The following is a 23,858-nucleotide window of genomic DNA, read 5'->3' on the forward strand; positions in this document are numbered from 1 at the left end:
GGCCATCCGGGCGATGCCGCCTCAGATGGTCCGCTCGCGCCCTGGCACCGTCTCCGCCACGAACTCGATGATGCATCCACCGGCCTCGGCCGGCCCGACCCAGATCGTGTCGTTGGGCGTGCGCTGATGGGGGACCTGGTTACGCACCAGGATGCTCTCGACCAGTCGCAGCTCGGCGACCCGGATGCCCAGGGCGGCGGGGAACGGTGCCTCGGCCACCCCGGCGCCCGGATAGCGCCGGACGACGCCGACGAGATCGGTGACGGTGAGGCGGCCGCCGCCGCCCAAGCGAAACGTGGAGCCCGCAGCCGGTCCCAGCAGCCGCGCGAAGCGCTCCCGGCTGCGGCCGACGTCCTGGACCGCCAGCACCACGAACGCCAGCGCCGTGGCGCCGTTGACATGGACCGGCCGGCTGGGATGCCAGACCACGTCGCGGGAGCGGTGCTCGATCAGGACCAGGTCGGCCTCGGGCCAAGCCCGGCCGTCAAGATGGGCCATGCGGAAGGCGGCAGGCTGGCTGCCCGAGCCGGCCGGCCACTCGCGCACCAGCGAGACCGGCGCCTCGATTCCGGGGACGTTCGGGCCGAGATCGGCGCGCAGGTCCGAAAGGTCGGGCGTGCCGAACGCCACCAGATGGATGCCCTCCCGCCGTTTCGCGCGGCGCGCCACGTCCTGGCCATACTCCGTGCCGCCGGTGGCAGCCATCAGCTCGAGATAGCCGTGGTCCAGCGTGATGCAGCGTCCGGCGGTGCCCCAGGCGACGATCCGGCCGCCCGGTTCGAGCTGGCCTTCGTGCGACAGTTGGGCCGACAGTCCGAACCCCATGCGCTCGAACGCCTGGGCGGTGCGATCCAGCCGGCGCACCAGGAGCGTGACGTGATCCAGCGCGAGCTCAGGACGGGGCATGGCCGAACGATCCCGGGATTGAGCCATACGCTGCAGTTGAGAAGCGATTCCACTCGCCGTCAACCTCTACCAAAGGTTGTTCAGCTCAATCCCAGTTCCTGCCAGGAGAGAAACGTCAGCGCGTCGCCCTGCGCGACCTGAGCACGATCGGCATCGAGTTCCGCGATTCCGTCAGCTTCCAGCAGGGTGCTGAGCATGCCTGAGCCCTGGCGGGTGACCGGCTGCAGCATCTCCGTTCCCTGGTCCCGAACGACCCGGCAGCGCAGCAACTCGGTGCGGCCCTGCTTCTTTTCCATGGCGAAGGCGGCAGGAAGGGACCGGCCGGGCGGCACATGCCAGGCAGCACCGGCCAAGGCGAGCAGGAGAGGGCGCACGAAGCGCAGGAAGCATGAGGCTGCCGCGACCGGGTTGCCAGGCAGGGCGACGCAGGCGGCATCGCCCACCGAACCCAGGGCCAAAGGACGGCCGGGCCGCATCGCGACCCGCCAGAAGTCGAGGCTGCCCCGCTCAGCCAGCAGCGAGGCGACATGATCCTCGTCGCCCCGCGAGGCACCGCCGCTGCCAAGGATAAGGTCGCATCCATCGCTCTTGTCGAGCGTCGCCCCGATCCGCCCGCGGTCGTCGCCGACGATGCCATGGTCGTGCACGTCGACCGGAAGCTGTGCCAGCAGGGCATGGAGCAGGGGGCGGTTCGTGTCGTAGACGCCCGCCTTGCGCCATGCGGCTCCGGGAGGCAACAGTTCGTCGCCGGTGGAGAACAGGGCCACGCGCGGGCGGCGATGGACGGTGATTTCTCCCAGGCCCAGCGCAGCCGCCACCGCGATCTCCCAGGGGCCGAGCCGGGCACCGCGTGCCAGCAGGTGCCGGCCGGTGGAAACATCCTCGCCGTGGATCCGCCGGTTCGCCCCCGCCTTGAGGCCTTCCGGGATGGAGACCTGTCCGCCGCTAAAGGAGCAGGCCTCGACCGCGGCCACGGTGTCGGTGCCGGCGGGCAGCGGCGCCCCGGTCAGGATCCGGACGGCATGGCCGGGCTTCACCTCGTCGGAAAAGGCATGGCCGGCGGCGCTGCGCCCGCTTAGCAGTTCGAGCGTCCCGCCGCCTTCCAGCCTGGCGCTCCAGGCGAAGGCGACCCCGTCGACCGCGGCGTTGTCGAAGGCCGGCACGTCCCGCGGGGCTGCGATGTCCTGGGCGAGGATGCGGCCCTGGGCCTGCTGCAGCGCCACCCGCTCGGTGCCCTGCACCGGCACCGCCCGCCGCTCGAAGCAGCGCAGGGCCTCGGCGTAGCCGATCGGAGAGGGGCCGCCGTCGGCGGTGCAACCGCCCTCGCAGGAATTGGCGCCGCTCATGCGACGCCTCGCAGCTCCAGTTCCCGCAGGACGATCGCCGCCGCGGTCTCGACATCGTCCAGGCCGAACACCGGGACTGGGCAACCGGGGATCGGCTCGTCGGAGGCGACCGCCACGATGCTTTGGTCCTCCAGTGCCAGGAGGGGTGTGCCACGCTCCTGGCGATGGACCTCGATCTTGGGATGCTGGTGCCGCTTGAAACCCTCCACGATCACGAGATCGACGGGCGCCAGCTTCGCCAGCAGCTCGTCCAGTTCCGGCTCCGGCTCGTCGCGCAACTCATGCACCAGCATCCAGCGTCGCGAGGTCGCCAGCATCACCTCGGTGGCGCCGGCCTCGCGGTGCCGGAAGCTGTCCTTGCCAGGCCGGTCGACGTCGCACTCGTGATGGGCATGCTTGATGGTCGATACCCGCAGGCCGGCGCCGATCAGCCGCTCGACCAGGTGGACCACCAGGGTGGTCTTGCCGTTGTTCTTCCAGCCGACGATCCCGAAGACACGCATCATCCGCCTCTGGCCCTTCTCCGGCTCCCGGCGTAGCACCGCTTCGCGGGAACGGCGAGGATCACGACGATGAGCGAGGCGGAGCGGCAGGCGGCGACCAGGCAGCTTGACGCGCGCCATCTGGCCTGCCCCCTGCCGGTGCTGCGCGCCCGCAAGCTCCTGCAGGGCATGGCGGCCGGTGCCCGGCTGGAAGTGCTGGCGACCGATCCGGCCGCACGGCGCGACTTCCCGGACTTCGCCGAGACCAGCGGCCATCTCCTGCTCGAAGCGAGCGAGCCGGAGCCTGGCCTGTTCCGCTTTCTCCTGGAGCGCTGCTGAAGCGCCGGTCAACGCCGACGCAAGGCGCTCGGCGGCGTGCCGAACTGGCGATGAAAGCTGCGGCTGAAATGCTCCAGGCTGGCAAAGCCGCAGTCCAGCGCCACGTCGCGGATCGAGCGGCTGGTGGCGGCGAGCTGGTCCCGGGCCTTCAGCAGCCGTAGCTGCAGGATGAACCGGTGGGGGCTGGTGCCGGTCTCGCGCCGGAACAGCGTGGTGAGCGCGCGCGGCGAGATGCCGGTGCGGCGGGCCAGGACCGCCAGCGACCAGCTCTCGGAAGGATCCAGCTCGATCGCCGCCAGCACCTCGCCCAGGCGGGCATGGCGCACGCCCAGCCGATTGGCCAGGGTCGGCCGTTGCGGCAGGTCGCCGGCGCGCCAGGTGGCCGCGACCAGCTGCTCGGTGATCGAGCGCACCAGGGTTTCGCCATGCCGGCGGCCGATCAGGTGCAGCATCATGTCGAACGGTGAGGTTCCGCCGGCACTGGTGAAGCGGTTGCGGTCGATCTCGTAGAGCCTCGGGCTGAGCTCGACCTTGGGGAAGGTCGCCGCGAAGGCCGGCGCCGCCTCCCAGTGCAGGGTGATCCGGTGGTGGTCGAGCAGGCCGGCCGCGGCCAGGGGCCAGGCGCCGGTGTCCAGGGCACCCATCGCGATCCCGAACCGCGCCAGCCGGCGGAGCAGCGCCACCGCCGGTCCGGCCGCATGACGCTCCGGCTCGAAGCTCGCCACCACCAGCAGGGAACGCATCTGCGACGAGGCCGAAAGCGGCTCGTCCGCCACCACCATCAGCCCGTTGCTCGCCCGGACCGGCAGGCCGTCCAGGCTGAAGATCCGCCAGCGATACAGCTCGCGGCCAGCCACCCGGTTCGCCACCCGCAAGGGCTCCAGCGCCGAGGTGAACGCCATCATCGAGAACCGGTCGAGCAGGAGGAAACCCACCGTATCCGGCGCCGTGACAAAGGTCGGGTCCAGCATGCCGGAAAGTTCAGGCAGATTGCCCGATTCGTCAAACCCATCCTTGATCCGCGTGGCAACGTCCGAGCGCGATCCACAGGAGGCGTGGCATGAACAGGGACGTGATCGTCAGTTGTGCGGTGACCGGTGCCGGGGACACGGTCGGCCGGCATCCGGCCATCCCCGTCACGCCGGAGGAGATCGCCCGGGCCTGCATCGAGGCGGCCGAGGCCGGCGCCGCGATCGCCCATGTCCATGTGCGCGATCCGCAGACCGGCAAGGCGGCCAGGGCCCCGCATCTCTACCGCGAGGTCGTCGAGCGGGTGCGGGCGTCCGGGACAGATGTCGTGCTGAACCTGACCGCCGGCATGGGTGGGGACTATGTGCCGGAGGCGGCGGAGCCCTGGCGGGGCGGCCCCGGCACCGACATGGCCTCGGTCGAGGACCGGCTCAGCCACGTGGTCGAACTTCGCCCGGAGATCTGCACCCTCGACTGCGGCTCGATGAACTATGCCGGCGCCGCCTATGTCAGCACCCCTGACCAGCTCCGCCAGATGGCGAAAATCATCAAGGAGGTGGGGGTACGCCCGGAGCTCGAGGTGTTCGAGCTGGGCCATGTCTGGATGGCCAACACCCTGATCGAGGAAGGCCTGGTCGACACGCCGGCAATGTTCCAGCTCTGCATGGGCATTCCCTTCGGGGCTCCCGCCGATATCCGCGCCATGACCGCGATGCGCGACCTCCTGCATCCGGGCTCCAGCTTTGCCGCATTCGGGATCGGCCGGATGCAGATGCCGATGGTGGCGCAGGCGATGCTCCTGGGCGGCAATGTCCGGGTCGGCCTGGAGGACAATCTCTGGCTGGACAAGGGCGTGCCTGCCTCCAACGGCAGCCTGGTCGCCCGGGCCTGCGAGGTCGTGCGGCTTCTGGGCGGACGGACGCTCACGCCTGGGGAGGCCCGCGACAAGCTGGGCCTGGCCCGGCAGCGCTGAGGCGGGAGACCAGACATGACCATCCGGACAGTCGGCCTTGTCGGTACCGGGGTGATCGGTGCGGGCTGGGCGGCGCGCTGCCTGTTCCGCGGCCTGGACGTGGTCGCCACCGACCCGTCGCCAGGCGCCGAGGACCTGCTGCGCGCCAGCGTCGACCTTGCCTGGCCGTCCATGGCCAAGCTGACCCAGGCGCCCTTGCCGTCGCCCGGCCGGCTGACCTTCGTGTCCAGCCTGGAGGAGGTCGCGGGCACCGCCGACCTGGTCCAGGAATCTGCCCCGGAGCGGCTGGAGCTGAAGAGAAGCCTGTTCCAGGCGATGGACCGGGTGGCCGGCCCCGAGGTGATCCTGGCCTCGTCCTCGTCGGGCCTCCTGCCGAGCGAGATCCAGGCAGGCCTGACCCGGCCTGGCCGGATGGTGATCGGCCACCCGTTCAACCCGGTCTATCTCCTGCCGCTCTGCGAGGTGCTGGGCGGGCAGGAGACCGACCCGGAAACGGTCGAGCGCGCGATGGCGTTCTACACCTCGATCGGCATGCACGCCCTGAAGGTGCGCAAGGAGGTCGAGGGCTATATCTCCGACCGGCTGCAGGAAGCGCTTTGGCGCGAGGCCCTGCACATGGTCAACGACGGCATCGCCAGCACCGACGAGATCGACGCCGCGATCGCCTACGGGCCGGGGCTGCGCTGGTCGTTCTGGGGGACCTGCCTGATCTTCCACCTGGCCGGCGGCGAAGGCGGCATGCGGGCGATGCTGGAGATGTTCGGGCCGGCCCTGGAATGGCCGTGGACCCGGCTCAAGGCTCCGGAACTCACCGGCGAGCTCATCGAGCGGATGGTCGAAGGCTGCGAGGCGCAGGCGGCCGGCCGCAGCATCCGCGAGCTGGCGCGCACCCGCGACGCCGCCCTGGTGGACGTGATCCGCGCCCTGCGCCCGCACGAGCTGGGCGCCGGCGCCACCCTGGCGGCCGACGAAGCGCGGCTCTATGGCCGGATCGACTACCCGCGCTGGAAACCGGACACCCCGGTCGACGCGCCGCTGCAGCTCTATCGGGGCGGCGTCAACCCCTCCTGGGTCGACTATAACGGCCACATGTCGGAAGGCTCCTATCTCTGGGCCTTCGGCGACGCGTCCGATGCCCTGTTCCGCTATGTCGGGATCGACGAGGCGTACCGGGCAGCCGGCCACAGCTTCTACACGGTCGAGAGCCACATCAATTACCTGCGGGAGGTCGGTTCCGGCGACCGGCTGCGCTACACGACCCAGCTCCTCGACCTCGACGAGAAGCGCCTGCACCTCTTCCACGAGATGTTCCACGACGGCACCGGCGAACTGGTCGCGACCACCGAGCAGATGCTGATGCATGTCGACAGCAGGGCGCAGCGCTCGGCGCCGATCCAGCCGGAGGTCCTGGCGGCGCTGACGGCGATCTTCGCCGTGCACAAGGACAGGCCGCGCCCGGATGGGGCAGGGCGGACAATCGGGATCCGGCGGAAGGGCTGAGGCAATGGATTTCGGCTTATCAGGCGAGCAGGACATGCTCGTCGCGACGACGCGCGCCTTCGTCGAGAGGGAACTCTACCCTTACGAGACAGAGGTCGAGCGGACCCGGCAGGTGCGTCCGGAGCTGGTGCGCCAGGTGATCGAGCGGGCGCTGGAGGCCGGGCTCTATGCCGCGAACCTGCCGGAGGAACTGGGCGGTGGCGGGCTGGACACGGTGTCGATGTGCCTGGTCGACCGCGAGCTTGGGCGCGCATCCTATGCGCTGCACTACCTGGTCGCGCGGCCGTCCGGCATCCTGCAGGCCTGCGTGGGTGAGCAGCGGCAGCGCTACCTGTTTCCGGCGATCCGGGGCGAGAAGATCGACTGCCTGGCGATGACCGAGCCGGAGGCGGGGTCGGACGTGCGCTCGATGCGGTGCACGGCCCGTCAGGACGGCGGCGACTGGGTGATCGACGGCGAGAAGCATTTCATCAGCCACGCCGACCTTGCCGACTTCGTGATCCTGTTCGCCGCCTCGGGCGAAGAGGAGACCGCGCGCGGCCGCAAGAAGCGCATCACTGCCTTCCTGATCGACAAGGGAACGCCGGGTTTCGAGGTCCTGCCGGGCTATGTCTCGGTCAGCCATCGCGGCTACCACAATTGCCGGCTCCGCTTCGAGAACTGCCGGGTCCCGGCCACCCAGATCCTGGGCGAGCCCCATCGCGGCTTCGAGGTGGCGAACGAGTGGCTGGGCGCCACCCGCCTGCAGGTCGCGGCGACCTGCCTCGGCCGCTCGCACCGGGCGCTGGAGCTGGCGACCGAATGGGCCGCCCAGCGCCGGCAGTTCGGTCAGCAGATCGGCAAGTTCCAGGGCGTGAGCTTCAAGCTCGCCGACATGAAGACCATGCTCCAGCAGGCCGAACTGCTCACCCTGTGGGCGGCCTGGCGGTTCGACCAGGGCGCCATGCGCGACGAGGACGCAGCGATGGCCAAGCTCGCCGCCAGCGAGGCGCTGGCGCGGATCGCCGACGAGGCCCTGCAGATCTTCGGCGGCATGGGCCTGATGGAGGACCTGCCGCTGGAGCGGATCTGGCGGGACGCGCGGGTCGAACGGATCTGGGAGGGAACGTCGGAGATCCAGCGGCACATCATCAGCCGCGCCATGCTCCGGCCGCTCGGCGCATGAGCCCGCTGAACCGCCTGCTGGCGCCCCGCTCGGTCGCGGTGATCGCCGGCCGCTATGCCGGCCCGGCGATCCGGCAGCTGCGCAGGATCGGATTCGCCGGAACCATCCACGTGGTGTCGGCGACCCGCTCCTCGATCGAGGACATCGCCACGCTGCCCACCGTCGCCGACCTGCCTCCGGACGTGGATGCGGCGTTCCTGGCGGTCCCGGCCGCCAGCTGCCCCGATCTGGTAGCGCTCCTGCGCGACCGGGGCTGCGGCGGGGTGGTCTGCTTCAGCTCCGGCTTCGCCGAAACCGGTGCCCGCGACCTGCAGGTCCGGCTGGCGGAGGCGGCAGGCGCCATGCCGCTGCTGGGCCCCAACTGTCACGGCCTGATCAGCGGGCTGGATCGTGTCGCGCTCTGGCCGGACGAGCACGGGGTGGCGCCGATCGAGCGTGGCGTGGCGATCCTCAGCCAGAGCGGCAACATCGCGATCAACTTCACCATGCAGCAGCGCTCGGTGCCGATCGGGCTGGTGGTGAGCCTGGGCAATCAGGCCATGCTCGATGCCGCGCCGTTCCTGCGCCACGCCGCTGCCGATCCCAGGATCACCGCGGTGGGGCTGCATCTGGAAGGCCTCACCGACCCGGCAGCCTTCGCGGAGGCTGCGCTGGCCGCCGAAGCTGCCGGAAAGCCGGTCGTGGTGCTGAAGACCGGCCGGTCCCCGGCCGGCGGCCGCGCCACCATCACCCATACCAGCACCCTGGCCGGCTCGGCCCGGGTCTACGACGCCTTCTTCGCCCGGCTCGGGATCGTGCAGGCGACCACGGTGGCCGGCTTCCTGGAAACCCTGAAGCTGCTGCACGTCCTGGGCCGTCGCCCGGGCCGCCGGATCTGCTCGGCTTCCTGCAGTGGCGGCGAGGCCGCCCTCCTTGCGGACCTGGCCGAACGGCACGGCCTGGAGATGCCGTCGCTGGAGCCCGAGCATGCCAGGGCGATCGAGGAGGCCCTGGATGGGCAGGTACGAGCAGATAACCCTCTCGATTACCAAACGTTCATATGGGGTTCCGGAAAGAGGCAGGAACAGCTCTTTTTCGCTTTGTTAGCGAAAGAATTCGATACATCGGTCCTGGTTCTTGACTATCCAACCCAAGAGGGAAGCGAGGTCTCGTCCTGGGACATTACATTGGAAGCGTGGATCTCGGCGGTGCACGCCACCGGCCGCGCCGCTGCCGTCGTAGCCTCGCTGCCGGAATGCCTGCCGTCGGACCGTCGCGACCGGCTGCTGGCGGCCGGGATCGTGCCCATGCAGGGCATGGGTGAATCGGTGGAAGCCATCGCCGCCGCGTCGGTTCCTCCCTCGAGCCAGCCCGGCCTCGTTCGCTGGCCGGACCTGCGGGGCGGCCCGGTGACCACGATGCGGGAAGGCGCGGCCAAGGCGATGCTCGCTCGCCATGGGATCCCGGTACCGCCCGGCCGCATCGTCGACCTGGACGATGCCGCTGCCGCTGCCGTCGAGCTGGGCCTGCCGGTGGTCGTGAAATGCGCCGATCCGTCGATCGCCCACAAGTCGGACGCCGGCGGCGTTGCGCTCGACCTGCGCACCGCCGCGCAGGTGTCGGCCGCGGCGGCGGGGATGAGCCATCTGGGCCCCCAGGTTCTGGTCGAGTCCATGGTCTCGGGCGTGGTGGCCGAGGTGATCGTGGGAATGGTCCGGGAACCGGGCTTCGGACCGGTCCTGGTGGTCGGTGCCGGCGGCGTTCTCGCCGAGTTCCTGGACGACAGCGCGACGCTCCTGTTCCCGTTCGACCGGGCTTCGGTGGAACAGGTACTGGCCGGGCTGCGCCTGTCCCGCCTGCTCGACGGCTATCGCGGGGGCCCGCCCGGCGACCGGGCTGCCCTGGTGGAGGCGATCCTTGGGATCGGGGAGTTTGTCCTCGCCCAGGCCGACCGGCTGGTGGAGATGGACCTCAACCCGCTGCTCGTGCTTGCCGAGGGGCAGGGCGTGGTCGTGGTCGATGCCTTGCTCAGAATGGTGGACCCATGAACGACCCTCTGATCGTCACCCGGAACGGCCCGGTCCTGACCGTCGCCATCAACCGGCCAAAAGCCAACGCCATCGACGCCGCGACCAGCCGCGCCATGGGCGAGATCATCGCCGGATTCCGGGACGATCCTTCGCTGCGGGTCGCGATCCTGACCGGCAGCGGCGAGCGCTTCTTCTGCGCCGGCTGGGACCTGCAGGCGGCGGCTGCGGGCGAGGCGCCGGACAGCGACTATGGTGTCGGCGGCTTTGGCGGGCTGGCCCGATTGCCCGGCCTGGCCAAGCCGGTGATCGCAGCGGTCAACGGCATGGCAGTGGGCGGCGGCTTCGAGCTGGCGCTTGCCTGTGACCTGGTGCTGGCGGTCGACACGGCGAAGTTCTGGCTGCCGGAACCGCGCGTCGGGATCGTGGCAGATGCCGCCAGCCTGCGCCTGCCCAAGCGGCTGCCGAGGGCGCGCGCCATGGAACTGCTGCTGACCGGCCGCAGGCTCGATGCCGCCGAAGCGGCGGCCTGGGGACTGGTGAACCAGGTGGTCGCCCAGGCCGATCTGATGGCGGCGGCGGAGGCCTTGGCGGCGGAGATCGTCGCCGGAGCGCCGCTGGCGATCGCCGCTGTGCTGGAGATCGCCCGCGCCACGGAAACCCTCAGCATCGAGCAGGGCCACGATCTGCTGGAGGGGGAGGGGCTTCCGGCCTACCAGACGATGTTGCGGTCGGACGATGCCCGGGAGGGTCCCAGGGCATTCGCGGAGAAGCGGACGCCGCGCTGGACCGGGCGCTGAACAAAAAGAAAGCCCCTTCCTTGGCAGGAAGGGGCTCTCGGTCAGGTCGCGACCGGTCTCAGGTCAGGCTTTGCAGCCGCTGAACTTGGCGGTGCCCTTGGCCTTGGCGAACTCCTTGGTCACCTGCCACCACGGCATGCCGCTGCGCCAGGTGTCCCAGCCGCGCTTGCCCTTCTTGGTGGTCATCGAGCCCCAGATCACCGTGCCGTCGGCCAGGCCGTGGACCGTCTCCAGCTGGGTCTTCCAGAAGCTGCCGGACATGTACTTCTGGCCGTCCGTGGAGTTCCAGTTGTGGATCTGCGGCCAGATGAAGGCGATCACCGGCTTGCCGTACTGGCGCGCCTCGGCGATGTTGCCCTTCGCGTACTTGATCCAGTCGCTCTTGTTGTCGAACATCGTGTAGAGCGACGGGAAGATCACGTCGACGTGCTTGACCAGCGGCGCCAGCTTATCGTTGGTCGCCTTCCAGGACTTCATCTTGCTGGAGCTGTTCTGGACCGGAGCGTACCAGTTCTTATCCGGAATCAGCAGGTAGTACCCGATCTTGGTCTTGCCGCCCTTGGCCCGGATCCCGTCGCGGATCGTCTTGGCCACGGTGATCAGCTTGTCCATCTCCTTGAACGTGTCCCAGTGTTCGATGTCGATGACAGCGTACTGGTACTTGTTCTTCAGGATCTTCGGGATGACGACGTTCTTGAGCTGCGAGATGTTGGGCTTGGACTTGGATCCGCTGCCGAACAGCTCGTTGTCGTAGAAGATCTTGATGCCGCTCAGGCCGCAGCCGGCGAAGCTGGGCATCTTGTAGTAGCGGAAGCCGTTGTAGATCGGCTTGCGCCCGCCGCTCGAGGTGGACCCGGAGCTGCTGGAGCCGGAGTTGGACCCGGAGGAACTGCTGCCCGAGGACGAGCTGCCGCCGTTGTACTTCGCATCCACCGCCGCGGCGTAGGCCGCAACCCACGCGTCGGTCAGGTTGTGCTTGTCGAGATAGTACTTGTACTGGGTCGCCTTGAAGGCGTCGGTCTTGGCCTTCTCGCGCATGACCGTCATGTTGTAGCGCCAGCCGCTGTTCGCGATCGGCACGTTGCCCAGGTTGACGCTGCTGCTGGAGCCGGAGCTCGACCCGGAGGAGCTGCTGCCCGAGGACGAGCTGCCGCCGTTGTACTTCGCATCCACCGCGGCGGCGTAGGCGACGACCCAGGCATCGGTCAGGTTGTGCTTGTCGAGATAGTATTTGTACTGCTTGGCCTTGAACGAGTCGGTCTTGGCCTTCTCGCGCATGACCGTCATGTTGTAGCGCCAGCCACTATTCGCGATCGGCACGTTACCCAGGTTGACGCCTGCCAGGGCGCTGGTGGGCACGCCGGTGATCGCGATCGTACAGGCGAAATACGCGGCAGCACAAAGTGCCGCTGCTCTCAGTCGTGTCATGATCCCCCCCAGGATCGAATATGTTCCGTTTCCGGACGTATTCCGCTCCGCAGGAGGAGGGACGCTGCATCATCACGCCTGAACGTGATGACCGACGTCTTCCATCACTCGTGGAGCTTGCACTGCCGGAAAACCACGATGGGGGATACACGATCATTCTGAATGGGGAAATGAGAGCTGGGACATTTCCTGGAGATGTAAATGAATCTTCACAACTGGCGAAGGAACTCATCCGAACTGGGCTAAAAATGAAATATGGTCCACTTCCCAGCGACGGACGGTGCCGGAAAGTGGTTCGATGACATCGTCTTCATGAAGGGTCCTGAGCTGGCTGAGAGGTCATCCAGGAGTGGATCGTCCTTGATGATCATCTTCCCATGACTGGTCGGTTTCATTGCTGATCCAGCCGCAGTCGATCTTGAGGACCCACAAAAAGGAAAGGCCCCCTCCGAGGAGGGGGCCCATGGTCATCACAAGAAGACCGGCTTAGTCGTCGCAGGTGCCGGTTTGCGGGACATCGGAGTACTGGGCGGCGAACTGCCGGGTGAAGCCCCACCACTCGCGGTCCTTGTTCCAGTTGTCCCAGCCCTTGGACTGGAAAGCGACGGAACCCCAGATCACAAGATCATCGCCCAGGTTGTTCATTTCCTTGAGCTGGATCTCCCAGAACTTGATCGGCAGGTAGGTCGTGCCGATCCCCGGGGTGGTGTCGTGGTACTGCGGCCAGAGGACCGGGATCACCTTCTTCCCGTAGGTGCGGGCCTGCTCGATGTTGGTACGGGCATAGAGCAGCCAGTCGTCACGGTTCTCGTGCGGGGTGTAGAGCGACGGGAACACCACGTCGACTTCGGCTGCCAGGCGTCGCATCGCATCGTTGTTCTGGAGCCACTTGGTCCAGCGTTCCGGAGCATAGCTCTTGGTGGTCGGCGCCAGGTAGTTCCGCTCCGGCACCAGCATATAGTAGCCGAACTTCATCTTGGTGTTGCCTGCCGCCCGGACGCCGTCGCGCAGGGTGCGGATCACCGTGATGAGCTTGTCCATCTCGGCGATCGGATCCCAGTGCTCGATGTCGATCATGACGTAGGTCACGTCGCGCTTGAGCAGGTCGGGGATCACCCTGGACTTCAGGCGGGCGATATCCGGCACGCTCTTCGACGAGCCGAACAACTCGTCGTCATAGAGGATCCGGATGTCCTCGCTCAGGCCGCAGTTGGCCAGGCTCGGCATGTTGTAGTAGCGAAAGCCGCGATAGATCGTGAAGTCGGTCTTCTTCGTAGCCACGATGTCCTTGCCGACATCGTCCGGATTGAATAGGGCCGCTACCGCCTCTGCGTAGGCGTCGACATAGGCGTCGGTCACCTTGTTCTTGTCGCGATAGTAGATGTACTGCTCGCGCTTGAACTCGCTGTACTCACCGAGCTTCTTTAGAACCGTCAGGTTGTAGCGCCAGCCGCTGTTCTTGACCTCGATCCCGTTGAGGATGGGATCCTGGACGAACGGCTTGTCGCCGCCCGTATCCACCGGAGGAGGTGGCGGGGGAGGCGGAGGAGGTGGTGGCGGCGGCGGGGGAGGCGGTGATGGAGGCGTGCTCGTCCCGTACTTCGCGGCGACCGCCGCGGCATACGCCACGACATAGGCGTCGGTGATGTTGTTCTTGTTGAGGTAGTAGGCGTACTGCTCGGCCTTGAAGGCGTCGGTCTTGGCCTGCTCGCGCATCACCGTCATGTTGTAGCGCCAGCCGCTGTCAGCGACCTCGATGCCTCTGAGGATCGGGTCCTGCACGAAGCCGCCGCCCGTATCCACCGGAGGAGGTGGCGGGGGAGGCGGAGGAGGTGGTGGCGGCGGCGGGGGAGGCGGTGATGGAGGCGTGCTCGTCCCGTATTTCGCGGCGACCGCCGCGGCATACGCCACGACATAGGCGTCGGTGATGTTGTTCTTGTTGAGGTAGTAGGCGTACTGCTCGGCCTTGAAGGCGTCGGTCTTGGCCTGCTCGCGCATGACCGTCATGTTGTAGCGCCAGCCGCTGTCAGCGACCTCGATGCCGTTGAGGATCGGGTCCTGCACGAAGCCGCCATTGCCGGAGGAGCCGCCGGAGCCGCTGTCCGTGCTGCCCCCGGTGGAGCCGCCGGTCGAGCCGCCCGTGCCGTATTTGGCAGCGAGTGCTGCAGCATAGGCGACGATGTAGGCGTCGGTCGTGTTCAGCTTGTTGAGGTAGTAGGCGTACTGCTCGGCCTTGAACGCGTCGGTCTTGGCCTGTTCGCGCATCACGGTCAGGTTGTAGCGCCAGCCGGTATCGACCACCTCGATACCGTTCAGGATCGGATCCTGCACAAAGCCGCCTGAGCCATTGGCCGGTGCCGACTGCGCCTCGTCGCCGCCGAACTTGGCATCGAGTGCCGCGGCATAAGCGACGATATACTCGTCGGTGACGTTCAGTTTCTTGAGGTAGTAGGCGTACTGCTCGGCCTTGAAGGTGTTGGTCTTCGCCTGCTCGCGCATCACCGTCATGTTGTAGCGCCAGCCGGTCTCCGCGATGACGACATCGCCCAGGTCGACCGCTGCAAAGGCTGCCGAAGGAGCAAGCGTGCTGAAGTACGACCCCGCAAGCAAAGCCGCGGCAGTCAATGCCACGCCTCTAGTACTGACCATGATCCCCCCACGAACACTACAGAATCGCGATCAGGCGGTGCAGGCGTCGGGGGGAGGCGACAATGTTCGTCATTGTCTGCCCGACATGCTGTTGCATGTCATATCCGGCGTCTGCCCAGCCAAGAGCTAGTAATCGCCCGATACACGACGCCATTCTGTGGGGGAATGTTCGGTTCCATCCGGAAATCGGATGTTACGCAGAGTTCATTTTTACGGAGATGCGGAACTCGCAAGTGAAAATCAGATTAAGGAATCGACATCATATTTGTGGTCGGGTTCCGGTTGAAAGCGCCTCAACCAGGAACCGTGTCTGGCATCCGGTGGTCGAATCCGGGCAGTCCGTGCCCGCGCCGCGCGTGCGGGAGGCACCGGAGGGGATCGTCCATTGACGATTTGTCATGCCCTTTTCCGGTATGAACCGTGATCTGTCGCCTGCACGACCGTTCACAAGACGGCGAACCAGACAGATTTCGGCTGCGATCCGCCTTGGAAGCGCCAGCGTCTCTAGAAGGGTGGAGCCTGGGTGGTTGTCAGCCTGCGAAGGTGTTGCAGCTCTCGACGTCACCCGAACGAAGGCCGCGGTTGAACCACTCGACCCGCTGCGCCGAACTGCCATGGGTGAAGCTCTCGGGGCTGGCACGGCGGCCGGCGGCCCGCATGATCCGGTCATCCCCGACCGAGGCGGCAGCCCCAAGCGCTTCCTCGACGTCGCCGGGCTCGATCACGCCCCTCGCCTGGTCGGCGCGGTTCGCCCAGACCCCGGCAAAGCAGTCCGCCTGCAGCTCGACCCGGACCGAAAGGGCATTGGCGGAAGCCCGGTCCATGCCGCGCTGTGCCTCGTGGACCTGGGGCAGGATCCCCAGCAGATTCTGCACGTGATGTCCGACCTCGTGGGCGATCACATAGGCCTGGGCGAAGTCGCCGGGCGCGCCGAACCGCTGGGCCAGTTCGTCGAAGAAGCCGAGATCCAGGTAAACCTGCTGGTCGCCCGGGCAGTAGAAGGGGCCGGTCGCCCCTTGGGCATAGCCGCAGGCGGAACTGGTGGCGTCGGTGAACAAGACCAGGCGCGGCTCCTGGTAGGCTTGGCCTTCCGCCTGGAAGATCGCCGACCAGATGTCCTCGGTGCTGCCCAGCACGACCCGGGTGAAGTCGGCCAACTCGTCCTCGGCAGCACTTCGCTGCCGAGGGGCTGCATCCTCGGTCTGGACCGTGCCACCGCCTCCGACGGTGCCCAGGATCATCGAGGGGTCGATGCCGAGCAGCCAGGACACCACCAGGATCCCGACCAGGCCCACGCCGCCGATGCCGCCCCCGATCCGCATGGCGCCGCCGCCCATCCGCAGGCCGCCGCCGCCGCGCCGGTCCACGACGTTCCCGCTGCGCCTACCGCTCCGCCATTCCATCGATCGAGCCTTCCTGCCGCTGCACCTTGATCACCCCGGACCTGCCCGGCGGCGCAGGAACAGCTGCGCCAGGATCATCAGCATCAACGAGATGCCCAGCACCAACGTTCCGATGGCGTTGATCTCGGGCGTGATTCCGCGCCGGATCGACCCGAACACGTACATCGGCAGGGTAGTGTCGGCGCCGGCTACGAAGAAGGCGATGATGAAGTCGTCGAAGCTGAAGGTGAACGTCAGGAGGAAGCCGGCCAGGATCGCCGGCGCCAGGAGCGGCAGGGTCACCTGCCGGAAGGTGGCGAGCGGGGAGGCGTAGAGGTCGTGGGACGCCTCGATCAGGGCTATGTCGATGCTGCCGAGCCTGGCGCGGAGGATCACCACCACCAGCGCCATGCCGAACAGCCCGTGCGCTGCGATCAGCGTGCCCCTGCCCAGCGCCAGCTGTGGGGCCGGGTCTACCGGCCACAGGCCCGCCAGGACAGGATTGGCCAGGTCGAACAGCTGGACCAGGGCGATGAGGGTCGCGATGCCGATCACGATCCCGGGCACGGTCAGGGCGGCATAGAGCAGCGCGTCCATCACGAGCCGCGGCATGCCCCGCAGCCGTTCCAGGCCCAGCGCCGCGGCGGTCCCGGCAATCGTGGCCAGGGCGGCGGAAGCGCCAGCCACGATCAGGCTGGTCCAGAGCGCGTCCAGGACGAACGGGTTGGCCAGGGCCCGGCCGTACCACTCGGTGGAGCAGCAGGCGAAGGTCAGGGCCGAGCGGGAGGTGGTGAAGCTGAACAGCACGATCTGGACGATCGGACCGTACAGGAACAGGAAGGCCAGGACGGCGTAGAGGTTCATTCGGATCGACCCGGGCCCGGGCGGCCGTCGCGCCGGATGCCCAGCCGCATCGCGATGCTCACCGAAACCAGCATCACGACCACCAGGGTCGTGGCGATCGCGGCGCCATAGGGCCAGTTGCGCGACTGCAGGAACAGGTCGACCAGGGCATTGCCCAGGAAGAACACCTTGCCGCCGCCCAGGAGCTGGGGGATCAGGAACTCGCCCATCAGCAGGATGAAGACCAGCACCGCGCCGGTGACCACGCCCGGGCGGGAAAGGGGCAGGGTGACCTGCAGGAAGGTCCGCCACGGCGGGGCGCCCAGGTCATGGGAGGCCTCCAGCAGGCGGCGGTCGAGCTTTTCCAGGGTGACGTAGATCGGGAACACCATCAGCGGCAGGTAGCCGTAGACGATCCCGACCGTCACCGCGAACGGCGTGTTGATCAGGCGCAGCTCGGGCAGGCCCAGCATTGCCAGCCAGGACGGAATGCCCTTGGAGCCCAACAGGAAAATCCAGGCATAGATGCGGATCAGCAGGCTGGTCCAGAACGGCACCAGCACCAGCACCAGGAGCAGCATCCGCCAGCGCGCCGGCGCCTTCAGGGCCAGCCAGTAGGCGAGGGGGTAGGCGGCCAGGAGGGTGATGGCTGTGCCGAGCGGGGCCAGGGTGAGGGTGTTGACGAAGGCTGCGCTGCGCGCGCCGAGATTGGCATACTGCTCCAGGGACAAGGCCGGGGCATAGCCGCCGGCGGCGCCGCGTTCGCCCAGCGAGAACACCAGCATCACCGCCAGCGGCAGGACCAGCAGGAACAGGAGCCAGGCCGCCGCCGGCGTCACCAGGAGGATCGCGCCGCGGCGGCCGCCCATCGGATCAGGCCGACTTGAACCGGGCCATGATCTCGGCACGGTTGGGATCGGTCAGGGTGGCGGCGGCGCCGAACTCCAGCGCGGACAGGAGGTCGGCGGCCGGGTAGAGCACCGGGTCCTCGACCATCTCCGTGGGCAGCAGCGCCTTCGCGCGGGCGTCGATCGGCGGGTAGCCATGCGCCTCGACCTCCATGGCGTTGACCTCGGGGATCTGCAGGAAGTCGATGAAGGCGTAGGCGGCGGCCTTGTTTGGCGCATCCTTGGGAATGGCGAAGAAGTCGCTCCAGATCTCCCCGCCCTCCTTGCCCAGCACGTAGGTCATTTCCGGCATGTCACGGCGCAGCTGCGTCGCGTCGCCGGTCCAGCACACCGACATCCAGGCATCCTCGGAGCGCATCGACGGCTGGTAGTCGGAACTGATCGCGAACAGATGCGGCTTGACCTGCAGGAGCAGCTTTTCCGCTTCCGCCAGCTCGGCCGGGTCGACCGAGTTGAAGCTGTAGCCGAAATATTTCAGGGCGTTGCCGATGGTGGTCAGCTGGTAGTCGTGCACCATCACCCGGCCGCTGGCCTCGTCCTGGGCGATGTCCCAGAACTCCTTCCAGGTCGTCAGCGGCTGGGTGAGCTTGGCGCTGTTGACCACGTAGCCGGTGGTCCCCCAGTTTTTCGGGACCGCATAGACAACGCCGTCCACGGTGCCCTGCTCGGTGAACTTCGCCTCGTTCTGCGAAGCGTCGTAGTTCGGCAGCTTGGCCAGATCGAGCGGCTCGATCAGCCCGAGCTCGACATAGGTGCTGATCGTGTAGTTGGTCGGGACCAGGACGTCCCAGCCGGTGCCGCCCGCCTGGAGCTTGGCCAGCATCTCCTCGTTGGAGCCGAAGGCATTGAGCTGGATGGCGACCCCGGTCTCCGAGGTGAAGCGGTCCAGGTTCTCCTGGTTGTGGTAGTTCGGCCAAGTCGCCAGGGCCAGGCGGTCGCCCAGGTCGGCGGCATGGGCCGGGCGCGGCCGCAGGCCCGGCATCGCGCCGGCCATCACCGCGGTGGCGGCGCCAAGGCCGGTGACGCCCAGGAAGTGGCGCCGCGACACCGAGCCCATCTGCCAGCGGCGCATCTCGTGCAGGAACGACTTCTTGTCCATCGACCTACTCCCCCCTTGATCAGCCGGGCGCAAGGATCAGCGCCGCCTGTTCATCCCAATGAAGCGATACCGCATCGCCCCTGGCGTAGCCGCCCTGTTCCGCCTCGACCGACTTGGGGACCAGGACGAGCAGATCGCCGAACATGCCGGCAACCACCAGGTACTCCGAGTGCTCGCCCAGGAAGATCCGGTTGGCGATCGTGCCGTCCAGGCCGTGGCCATGGCCGGCGCGCAGGCGGATGAGTTCGGGCCGCACGGCCAGGACGGCGTCCGCTCCGTCCGGCAGTGCCCGGTGCGGGCAGCGCCCGGCAAAGTGGAGCCCGGCCACTTCCACCGAGCCGCCGAAGTGGCGACCGCGCAGGAAGTTCGACTTGCCGACGAAATCCGCGACCCAGGCATCGGCCGGGGTGTCGTAGAGATCGGCCGGGCTGCCGGCCTGCACGATCCGGCCGGCGCGCATGATGCAGATCCGGTCCGACATCGACAGCGCCTCCTCCTGGTCGTGGGTGACCAGCACGAAGGTGATGCCGACCTCCCTCTGCAGGTTCTGCAGCTCGATCTGCATCTCGCGGCGCAGCTTGCGGTCCAGCGCGGCCAGGGGCTCGTCCAGGAGCAGGACGGTTGGCCGGTTGATCAGGGCGCGGGCCAGCGCCACGCGCTGCTGCTGCCCGCCGGAAAGCTCGTGCGGCCGGCGCCCGGCCAGCTGCGGCAGCCGCACCAGCTCCAGCATCCGGCCGACTTCCAGGGCGACGGCACGCCGGTCGGGCCTGGGGCGCCGCTGGCGCAGGCCATAGGCGACGTTGTCGAACACCGAGAGATGCGGGAACAGCGCGTAGGCCTGGAACACCATGTTGACCGGCCGCTGCCAGGCCGGCGTGCCGACCATGTTCCGCCCGGCGATCCTCACCTCGCCCCGGTCCGGCTGCTCGAACCCGGCGATCAGGCGCAATGACGTGGTCTTGCCGCAGCCGGACGGCCCCAGGAAGGTGAAGAACGAGCCTTCCGTCACCGCCAGGTCCATCTCGTCCACCGCCCGCACCTCGCCAAACGTCCGGCTGACCCGATCGAAGACGATGGCGGCAGTGTTGGTCGGCAAGCGGCCTCGCAGGTGGAGCAGAGATCTACACTGCCCTGAAGTGAGCGGGCGGGGCGGCCCGCGTCAAGCCGCCGCTGATCGGCGCGGTATCCTGGGCCGGCCGGGGCGCTGGCAGCGGAGGATCGTCGGGTTCGTTCGTGCAAACGGCCGCGGGGAAGAGCGGCGGCCGGTCAGGAACTCGAGCGGCGCGGCAGGCGGTCATGGGCCAGCATGCCGGCCAGCATGGCCAGCACGAACAGGACAGTCGGCGGCAGGCCCAGGGTGAGGGAGGTGAGCGCGGGGCCCGGGCAGAGGCCGGCCATGCCCCAGCCCACCCCGAAGATCGCCGCGCCCGTCACCAGCCGGCTGTCGATCCGGGTCTGGCGCGGCAGGTGGAAGTCGCGGTCGAAGGCCGGGCGGGTGAGCCTCCGGCGGATCCAGGTGCCGATCGAGGCGACCGCCACCGCACCCGCCAGGACGAAGGCGAGGCTTGGATCCCAGGCGCCGAAAACATCGAGGAAGCCCCGCACCCGCGCCGGGTCGAGCATCCCGGACAGGGCCAGGCCGAAGCCGAACATGCTGCCGGCCGCCAGGGCCGCGGCGATGCGCGCCAGACTCACGATCCGAAGCTCCGCATCAAGGACACCGTCAGGATGGCCGTCGCCAGGAACACCAGAACAGCCGCGATCGAGCGGGGCGACAGGCGGGCGAGGCCGGCCACGCCATGGCCGCTGGTGCAACCGGATCCGAGCCGGCTGCCGAACCCGACCAGGATCCCAGCCAGCGCCAGCACCGGCAGGCTGCCCTCGATCCGCACCAGCGGCCATGCGCCAAACGCCAGCAGGAAGCCGAGCGGACCGAGCAGGAGCCCGCCGACGAAGGCGAGATCCTCGGCCATCCGCCGGTCGGGCCGGCGCAGGAGGCCGGCGGCGATGCCGCTGATCCCGGCGATCCGGCCGTTCAGCAGCATCAGCATGGCGACCGCTACGCCGATCAGCATTCCGCCCAGCAGCGAGGGCAGGTAGCCACTCATCGGCCCGCCTCGTCGGTGCAGAAGATCGTGTAGAGGGCTTCCACCAGGGCGGCTGCCTTGCGCTCGGACAGGCGATAGAAGATCTGCTTGGACTCCCGCCTGGTCCTGACGATCTGGCTGTCGCGCAGCACGGTCAGTTGCTGCGACAGGGTCGGCTGGCGGATCTCCAGCCGCTCCTCGAGCTGGCCGACCGAGAACTCGCCTTCGGCCAGGGTGCAGACGATCATCAGCCGGTTCGGGTTGGCGAGGGTGCGCAGGAGGCCGGCCGCCTCCGTGGCGCGGTCGCGCATGGCGGCGGGCGACATGCGCCTGGCGAGCAGGTCGGGTGTCGCGGTCATCGGGTCATCCCCAGGCAGCGCCTTCCAGGGCGTCGAGCGGCATCTTCAGGTAGCGCCGGCCATTGCTTTCCGGCTCGGGCAGCCGCCCGGCGCGGATGTTCACCTGCAGGGCGTGCAGGATCAGCCGGGGCATCGGCAGGGTGCGGTCGCGGGCCTGGCGCAGGGCGACGAACTCGGCCTCGGACTTGCCGGCAAGATGGGCGTTTTCCCGCTTCTGGGCGCCGATCGAGCTTTCCCAGCAGGGCTGGCGCCCCTCCGGACGGTAGTCGTGCCCGGTGAACAGGCGGGTATGCTCCGGCAGGGCCAGGATCGCCTGGATCGACTGCCAGAGCTGGGTGGCGCTGCCGCCAGGGAAGTCGGTGCGGGCGGTGCCGCTGTCCGGCATGAACAGCGTGTCGTGGATGAAGGCGGCGTCGCCGACGACATAGGTGATCGACGCCAGCGTATGGCCCGGCGAGAACATCACCCGCGCCTCCAGGCCGCCGATCCGGAACCGGTCGCCGTCGGCGAACAGGCGGTCCCATTGCGAGCCGTCCGCCGGGAAGTCCGGCCAGTGGTAGATGTCCTTCCACAGGCGCTGCACCGCCACGACCTGCTCGCCGATGGCGGTCGGCGCCCCGGTCCGGTCCTTCAGGTAGCCGGCGGCGGAGAAGTGGTCGGCATGGGGGTGGGTGTCCAGGATCCAGGCGACCGTCCATCCCCGCTCCGCGACATAGGCCAGGAGCCGATCGGCATTGCCGGTGCCGGTGGCGCCGGACTTTTCCTCGAAGTCGAGCACCGGGTCGATGATCGCGCAGGCACGGGCCTCCGGATCGCCGACCACGTATTGGACGCTGCCGGTCCTGGGATCAAAGAAGCCTTGCACGTCCGGACGGCGGGTCGAACTGGCCATGACGGTCTCTTCCCATGTGCTTCGCCTGGATATCATATATTTAAGTATAATATATAATGTCAAGAGGACGGCGCGGCGAACGGTCCAGAGAAGAGCGTCCCGGCAGCACAGCAGGGGGAGCCGGCATCAAGGATCGCCTTTGCGCACGATCCAGGCCGCCGGGCGCCTGATCAGGCTGGCGCAGAAACGACTGGCGCCCGTCGCGGCCAGCGAGAGGGACGAGCCGATGCTGGCACCGACCGTGCCGACCGCCTCCTGGTTGTTGCCCTCCGGCGGATCCGCCTACTTGCGGACGACGAGATGGCCGACGAGCGTGACGATCAGGGAGACGTGCTTGGTCGGGTCCGGCGCGAAGATCCGGGCGGTGGGCTGGGCGCCCTGATCGAAGTGGATCGTCACCGGCGCCGCCAGATAACCCAGGTCGGGATGGGATTTCGGGACGAAGTAGGTGACGCCGTTGTTCTCCAGGACGATTTGGTCGGCGACATCGCCCAGCTGCGCGGAAACGCTGGTGACGACCAGCCGCCTCTGGGCCGGCACCGGCGGAAAGTTCAGGATGCATTGCCGGTTCTGGCAGGTGGCGGAATCGCCGATGCTCGCCGTGGCCTGGTAAGGCTCCAGTGCTCCAGCCGGCCCGGCGAGCCCGCAGAACGGCATGGCGAACAAAGCCAGGATGAAGACGCGCACCGCACGAATGTTCATCACAACCATCCTTGATCAAGTATGCGCCGCGCATCTCCGCGGACATCGCGGTGACGGCGATGGCAGGCTGGCATCTTACCATGACTGGCACCGTGGCAGCAAAGCCCGAGTATTGGTTGCCATGGTATCTAGTAGCCGAACGAGTACGGAATGCTGCCGCCGGCGGCCTGACAGGTCGCCATGCTTGCGGTTCCCGCCGGTACATCCTGGTCAGCACCTTCTCCTCCGATGATGAACCGCGACCGGTCTCGCCCAGATGGAAGCTGTGCCTCCAGCTAACTTCCGCTAGCCCACCCTGCGACGTCCGATGGTCGGGCGAGAAACGGGAACATCTGAAGCGCAATCAATCGCACTTTGGTAGAATAGTTGCTGATCTATCGTTGCGTAGGCCGTCGGACAAAATTAAAAAGGTGCGATGACAATGTGTCGATCGTACGTTAGATCGCGGATCATTAGTGATGGTAGTAGTTTTACTTGTCGGTGTAAATGCCGATTGCGCCGTTGTGCATCATGGCGATCAAGAGACATGGAAGGATCATGCCATGCGTCCCGTACCACATGGCACACTCATCGCGCACCTGGCCGGTGCGTCAGCAAATGGGAGGGGGAAGGCGATACCGAGAGCGATGTCGCCGTCCTGCACTCCATAGCAACAAGTTCCGGTTCAAGGACGGGCCGATCCCCAAGTCCCACTTCGCCCGGCTGTACGACGATGCCTGGCAGAAGTCGCGCAAGCGGATCTTCGCCGGTTTCGGGCCAGCAAACCCCTCCGGCGCCGGCTCGGGCGAATATCATGGGAGCCGCACGAGGGTGGGCGACTTCCTGGACGATCACCACCGGGTGAAGGCAGGTCCCAACAGCAGGATCTGCAAAGGCGACAATGGCGACCCCGCCTTCCTCCAGGCCGCGCCGCGCACCTCCCGGTCGTGGTCGGCCTTGCCGCCTGCCCACGACAACAAGTTCGACAAGAACTTCCAGATCTGCTTTGACTGACACTGGCCGATCCTGCCGGGGCATCCCCCG

General features: G+C 67.7%; 23 protein-coding genes. 7 read left to right on the plus strand and 16 right to left on the minus strand.

The genetic code is table 11. The features are described 5' to 3' along the window. Nucleotides 1-21 precede the first annotated feature (21 nt). From GEMRO_RS30000 to mobB, 3 genes are all read right to left on the minus strand, one after another. Nucleotides 22-906 carry a VOC family protein gene (locus tag GEMRO_RS30000; protein WP_051329125.1) on the minus strand — a complete coding sequence of 295 codons (885 nt, stop codon included), beginning with the start codon at nt 904-906 and terminating at the stop codon, nt 22-24. A gap of 80 nt (nt 907-986) precedes the next feature. Further along, on the minus strand, nt 987-2,252 hold the full coding sequence (locus GEMRO_RS30005) for a molybdopterin molybdotransferase MoeA (protein ID WP_035485437.1): 1,266 nt from the start codon (nt 2,250-2,252) through the stop codon (nt 987-989). Beyond that, nucleotides 2,249-2,758, minus strand: coding sequence for a molybdopterin-guanine dinucleotide biosynthesis protein B (gene mobB / locus GEMRO_RS0116020; RefSeq protein WP_322100043.1), 510 nt, complete (start codon nt 2,756-2,758; stop codon nt 2,249-2,251). Before mobB ends, GEMRO_RS30005 begins: the two co-directional genes overlap by 4 nt. Before the next feature lie 66 nt (nt 2,759-2,824). Between mobB and GEMRO_RS30010 the strand changes: the two genes are divergently transcribed. Then, complete coding sequence (locus GEMRO_RS30010) at nt 2,825-3,073, plus strand: sulfurtransferase TusA family protein (protein WP_035485440.1); 249 nt, start codon at nt 2,825-2,827, stop codon at nt 3,071-3,073. 8 nt (nt 3,074-3,081) lie between these two features. On the opposite strand, the gene GEMRO_RS0116030 is transcribed toward GEMRO_RS30010, so the two are convergent. Continuing rightward, the gene (locus GEMRO_RS0116030) at nt 3,082-4,044 is read right to left on the minus strand and encodes a GlxA family transcriptional regulator (RefSeq protein ID WP_027134817.1); all 963 of its coding nucleotides are present in this window, start codon (nt 4,042-4,044) and stop codon (nt 3,082-3,084) included. Between the two features lie 89 nt (nt 4,045-4,133). On the opposite strand from GEMRO_RS0116030, the gene GEMRO_RS30015 reads away from it, so the two are divergent. The 5 genes from GEMRO_RS30015 to GEMRO_RS0116055 are packed head-to-tail and all read left to right on the plus strand — an operon-like array spanning nt 4,134 to nt 10,486. Then, on the plus strand, nt 4,134-5,015 hold the full coding sequence (locus GEMRO_RS30015; protein ID WP_051329126.1) for a BKACE family enzyme: 882 nt from the start codon (nt 4,134-4,136) through the stop codon (nt 5,013-5,015). 15 nt (nt 5,016-5,030) lie between these two features. Further along, entirely contained in the window at nt 5,031-6,515 is a 1,485-nt protein-coding gene (locus tag GEMRO_RS0116040) for a 3-hydroxyacyl-CoA dehydrogenase NAD-binding domain-containing protein (protein ID WP_027136404.1), read from the plus strand. Between the two features lie 4 nt (nt 6,516-6,519). After that, nucleotides 6,520-7,680 (plus strand): acyl-CoA dehydrogenase family protein, encoded by a 1,161-nt coding sequence (locus GEMRO_RS0116045; protein ID WP_027134818.1) that lies wholly within the window; start codon nt 6,520-6,522, stop codon nt 7,678-7,680. Beyond that, nucleotides 7,677-9,707 carry an acetate--CoA ligase family protein gene (locus GEMRO_RS0116050; RefSeq protein ID WP_027134819.1) on the plus strand — a complete coding sequence of 677 codons (2,031 nt, stop codon included), beginning with the start codon at nt 7,677-7,679 and terminating at the stop codon, nt 9,705-9,707. The genes GEMRO_RS0116045 and GEMRO_RS0116050 overlap by 4 nt, the downstream gene beginning before the upstream one ends. Then, complete coding sequence (locus GEMRO_RS0116055; protein ID WP_027134820.1) at nt 9,704-10,486, plus strand: enoyl-CoA hydratase-related protein; 783 nt, start codon at nt 9,704-9,706, stop codon at nt 10,484-10,486. Before GEMRO_RS0116050 ends, GEMRO_RS0116055 begins: the two co-directional genes overlap by 4 nt. A gap of 63 nt (nt 10,487-10,549) precedes the next feature. Here GEMRO_RS0116055 and GEMRO_RS30020 read toward each other — a convergent pair whose 3' ends face one another. From GEMRO_RS30020 to GEMRO_RS0116120, 12 genes are all read right to left on the minus strand, one after another. Beyond that, nucleotides 10,550-11,914, minus strand: a complete 1,365-nt coding sequence (locus tag GEMRO_RS30020; RefSeq protein WP_157505605.1) for a hypothetical protein — start codon at nt 11,912-11,914, stop codon at nt 10,550-10,552. A 486-nt stretch (nt 11,915-12,400) separates the two neighbouring features. Next, a complete protein-coding gene (locus GEMRO_RS0116070; RefSeq protein ID WP_035485446.1) occupies nt 12,401-14,539 on the minus strand; it encodes a hypothetical protein in 2,139 nt (712 codons plus the stop codon). A 554-nt stretch (nt 14,540-15,093) separates the two neighbouring features. Then, nucleotides 15,094-15,966, minus strand: coding sequence for a KPN_02809 family neutral zinc metallopeptidase (gene ypfJ, locus GEMRO_RS0116075; RefSeq protein ID WP_027134822.1), 873 nt, complete (start codon nt 15,964-15,966; stop codon nt 15,094-15,096). Between the two features lie 30 nt (nt 15,967-15,996). After that, complete coding sequence (locus GEMRO_RS0116080; protein WP_027134823.1) at nt 15,997-16,809, minus strand: ABC transporter permease; 813 nt, start codon at nt 16,807-16,809, stop codon at nt 15,997-15,999. Beyond that, nucleotides 16,806-17,657 (minus strand): ABC transporter permease, encoded by an 852-nt coding sequence (locus GEMRO_RS0116085; RefSeq protein WP_027134824.1) that lies wholly within the window; start codon nt 17,655-17,657, stop codon nt 16,806-16,808. Before GEMRO_RS0116085 ends, GEMRO_RS0116080 begins: the two co-directional genes overlap by 4 nt. A gap of 4 nt (nt 17,658-17,661) precedes the next feature. Beyond that, nucleotides 17,662-18,795 carry an ABC transporter substrate-binding protein gene (locus GEMRO_RS0116090; protein WP_027134825.1) on the minus strand — a complete coding sequence of 378 codons (1,134 nt, stop codon included), beginning with the start codon at nt 18,793-18,795 and terminating at the stop codon, nt 17,662-17,664. A 19-nt stretch (nt 18,796-18,814) separates the two neighbouring features. After that, entirely contained in the window at nt 18,815-19,891 is a 1,077-nt protein-coding gene (locus tag GEMRO_RS0116095; protein ID WP_205624990.1) for an ABC transporter ATP-binding protein, read from the minus strand. Between the two features lie 170 nt (nt 19,892-20,061). Then, nucleotides 20,062-20,490 (minus strand): YeeE/YedE family protein, encoded by a 429-nt coding sequence (locus tag GEMRO_RS0116100; protein ID WP_027134827.1) that lies wholly within the window; start codon nt 20,488-20,490, stop codon nt 20,062-20,064. Beyond that, nucleotides 20,487-20,903: a YeeE/YedE family protein gene (locus GEMRO_RS0116105; protein WP_027134828.1), complete on the minus strand. Its 417-nt coding sequence runs from the start codon at nt 20,901-20,903 to the stop codon at nt 20,487-20,489. Before GEMRO_RS0116105 ends, GEMRO_RS0116100 begins: the two co-directional genes overlap by 4 nt. Further along, complete coding sequence (bigR, locus tag GEMRO_RS0116110) at nt 20,900-21,241, minus strand: sulfite-sensing transcriptional repressor BigR (RefSeq protein WP_027134829.1); 342 nt, start codon at nt 21,239-21,241, stop codon at nt 20,900-20,902. Before bigR ends, GEMRO_RS0116105 begins: the two co-directional genes overlap by 4 nt. Before the next feature lie 4 nt (nt 21,242-21,245). Continuing rightward, complete coding sequence (locus GEMRO_RS0116115) at nt 21,246-22,133, minus strand: MBL fold metallo-hydrolase (RefSeq protein ID WP_027134830.1); 888 nt, start codon at nt 22,131-22,133, stop codon at nt 21,246-21,248. 282 nt (nt 22,134-22,415) lie between these two features. Then, nucleotides 22,416-22,835 (minus strand): hypothetical protein, encoded by a 420-nt coding sequence (locus GEMRO_RS0116120; RefSeq protein WP_027134831.1) that lies wholly within the window; start codon nt 22,833-22,835, stop codon nt 22,416-22,418. Nucleotides 22,836-23,645: 810 nt separating this feature from the next. Between GEMRO_RS0116120 and GEMRO_RS34925 the strand changes: the two genes are divergently transcribed. Beyond that, nucleotides 23,646-23,828, plus strand: coding sequence for a hypothetical protein (locus GEMRO_RS34925; RefSeq protein WP_027134832.1), 183 nt, complete (start codon nt 23,646-23,648; stop codon nt 23,826-23,828). Nucleotides 23,829-23,858: the final 30 nt, after the last annotated feature.

It is taken from the genome of Geminicoccus roseus DSM 18922, assembly GCF_000427665.1.
GTDB lineage: Bacteria > Pseudomonadota > Alphaproteobacteria > Geminicoccales > Geminicoccaceae > Geminicoccus > Geminicoccus roseus.

What these genes read in the sequence shown, in the direction of transcription:
- GEMRO_RS30000 (WP_051329125.1), bottom strand. Translation starts at nt 906, where the DNA reads ATGCCCCGTCCTGAGCTCGCGCTGGATCACGTCACGCTCCTGGTGCGC.
- GEMRO_RS30005 (WP_035485437.1), bottom strand. Translation starts at nt 2,252, where the DNA reads ATGAGCGGCGCCAATTCCTGCGAGGGCGGTTGCACCGCCGACGGCGGC.
- mobB (WP_322100043.1), bottom strand. Translation starts at nt 2,758, where the DNA reads ATGATGCGTGTCTTCGGGATCGTCGGCTGGAAGAACAACGGCAAGACC.
- GEMRO_RS30010 (WP_035485440.1), top strand. Translation starts at nt 2,825, where the DNA reads ATGAGCGAGGCGGAGCGGCAGGCGGCGACCAGGCAGCTTGACGCGCGC.
- GEMRO_RS0116030 (WP_027134817.1), bottom strand. Translation starts at nt 4,044, where the DNA reads ATGCTGGACCCGACCTTTGTCACGGCGCCGGATACGGTGGGTTTCCTC.
- GEMRO_RS30015 (WP_051329126.1), top strand. Translation starts at nt 4,134, where the DNA reads ATGAACAGGGACGTGATCGTCAGTTGTGCGGTGACCGGTGCCGGGGAC.
- GEMRO_RS0116040 (WP_027136404.1), top strand. Translation starts at nt 5,031, where the DNA reads ATGACCATCCGGACAGTCGGCCTTGTCGGTACCGGGGTGATCGGTGCG.
- GEMRO_RS0116045 (WP_027134818.1), top strand. Translation starts at nt 6,520, where the DNA reads ATGGATTTCGGCTTATCAGGCGAGCAGGACATGCTCGTCGCGACGACG.
- GEMRO_RS0116050 (WP_027134819.1), top strand. Translation starts at nt 7,677, where the DNA reads ATGAGCCCGCTGAACCGCCTGCTGGCGCCCCGCTCGGTCGCGGTGATC.
- GEMRO_RS0116055 (WP_027134820.1), top strand. Translation starts at nt 9,704, where the DNA reads ATGAACGACCCTCTGATCGTCACCCGGAACGGCCCGGTCCTGACCGTC.
- GEMRO_RS30020 (WP_157505605.1), bottom strand. Translation starts at nt 11,914, where the DNA reads ATGACACGACTGAGAGCAGCGGCACTTTGTGCTGCCGCGTATTTCGCC.
- ypfJ (WP_027134822.1), bottom strand. Translation starts at nt 15,966, where the DNA reads ATGGAATGGCGGAGCGGTAGGCGCAGCGGGAACGTCGTGGACCGGCGC.
- GEMRO_RS0116080 (WP_027134823.1), bottom strand. Translation starts at nt 16,809, where the DNA reads ATGAACCTCTACGCCGTCCTGGCCTTCCTGTTCCTGTACGGTCCGATC.
- GEMRO_RS0116085 (WP_027134824.1), bottom strand. Translation starts at nt 17,657, where the DNA reads ATGGGCGGCCGCCGCGGCGCGATCCTCCTGGTGACGCCGGCGGCGGCC.
- GEMRO_RS0116090 (WP_027134825.1), bottom strand. Translation starts at nt 18,795, where the DNA reads ATGGACAAGAAGTCGTTCCTGCACGAGATGCGCCGCTGGCAGATGGGC.
- GEMRO_RS0116105 (WP_027134828.1), bottom strand. Translation starts at nt 20,903, where the DNA reads ATGAGTGGCTACCTGCCCTCGCTGCTGGGCGGAATGCTGATCGGCGTA.
- bigR (WP_027134829.1), bottom strand. Translation starts at nt 21,241, where the DNA reads ATGACCGCGACACCCGACCTGCTCGCCAGGCGCATGTCGCCCGCCGCC.
- GEMRO_RS0116115 (WP_027134830.1), bottom strand. Translation starts at nt 22,133, where the DNA reads ATGGCCAGTTCGACCCGCCGTCCGGACGTGCAAGGCTTCTTTGATCCC.
- GEMRO_RS0116120 (WP_027134831.1), bottom strand. Translation starts at nt 22,835, where the DNA reads ATGAACATTCGTGCGGTGCGCGTCTTCATCCTGGCTTTGTTCGCCATG.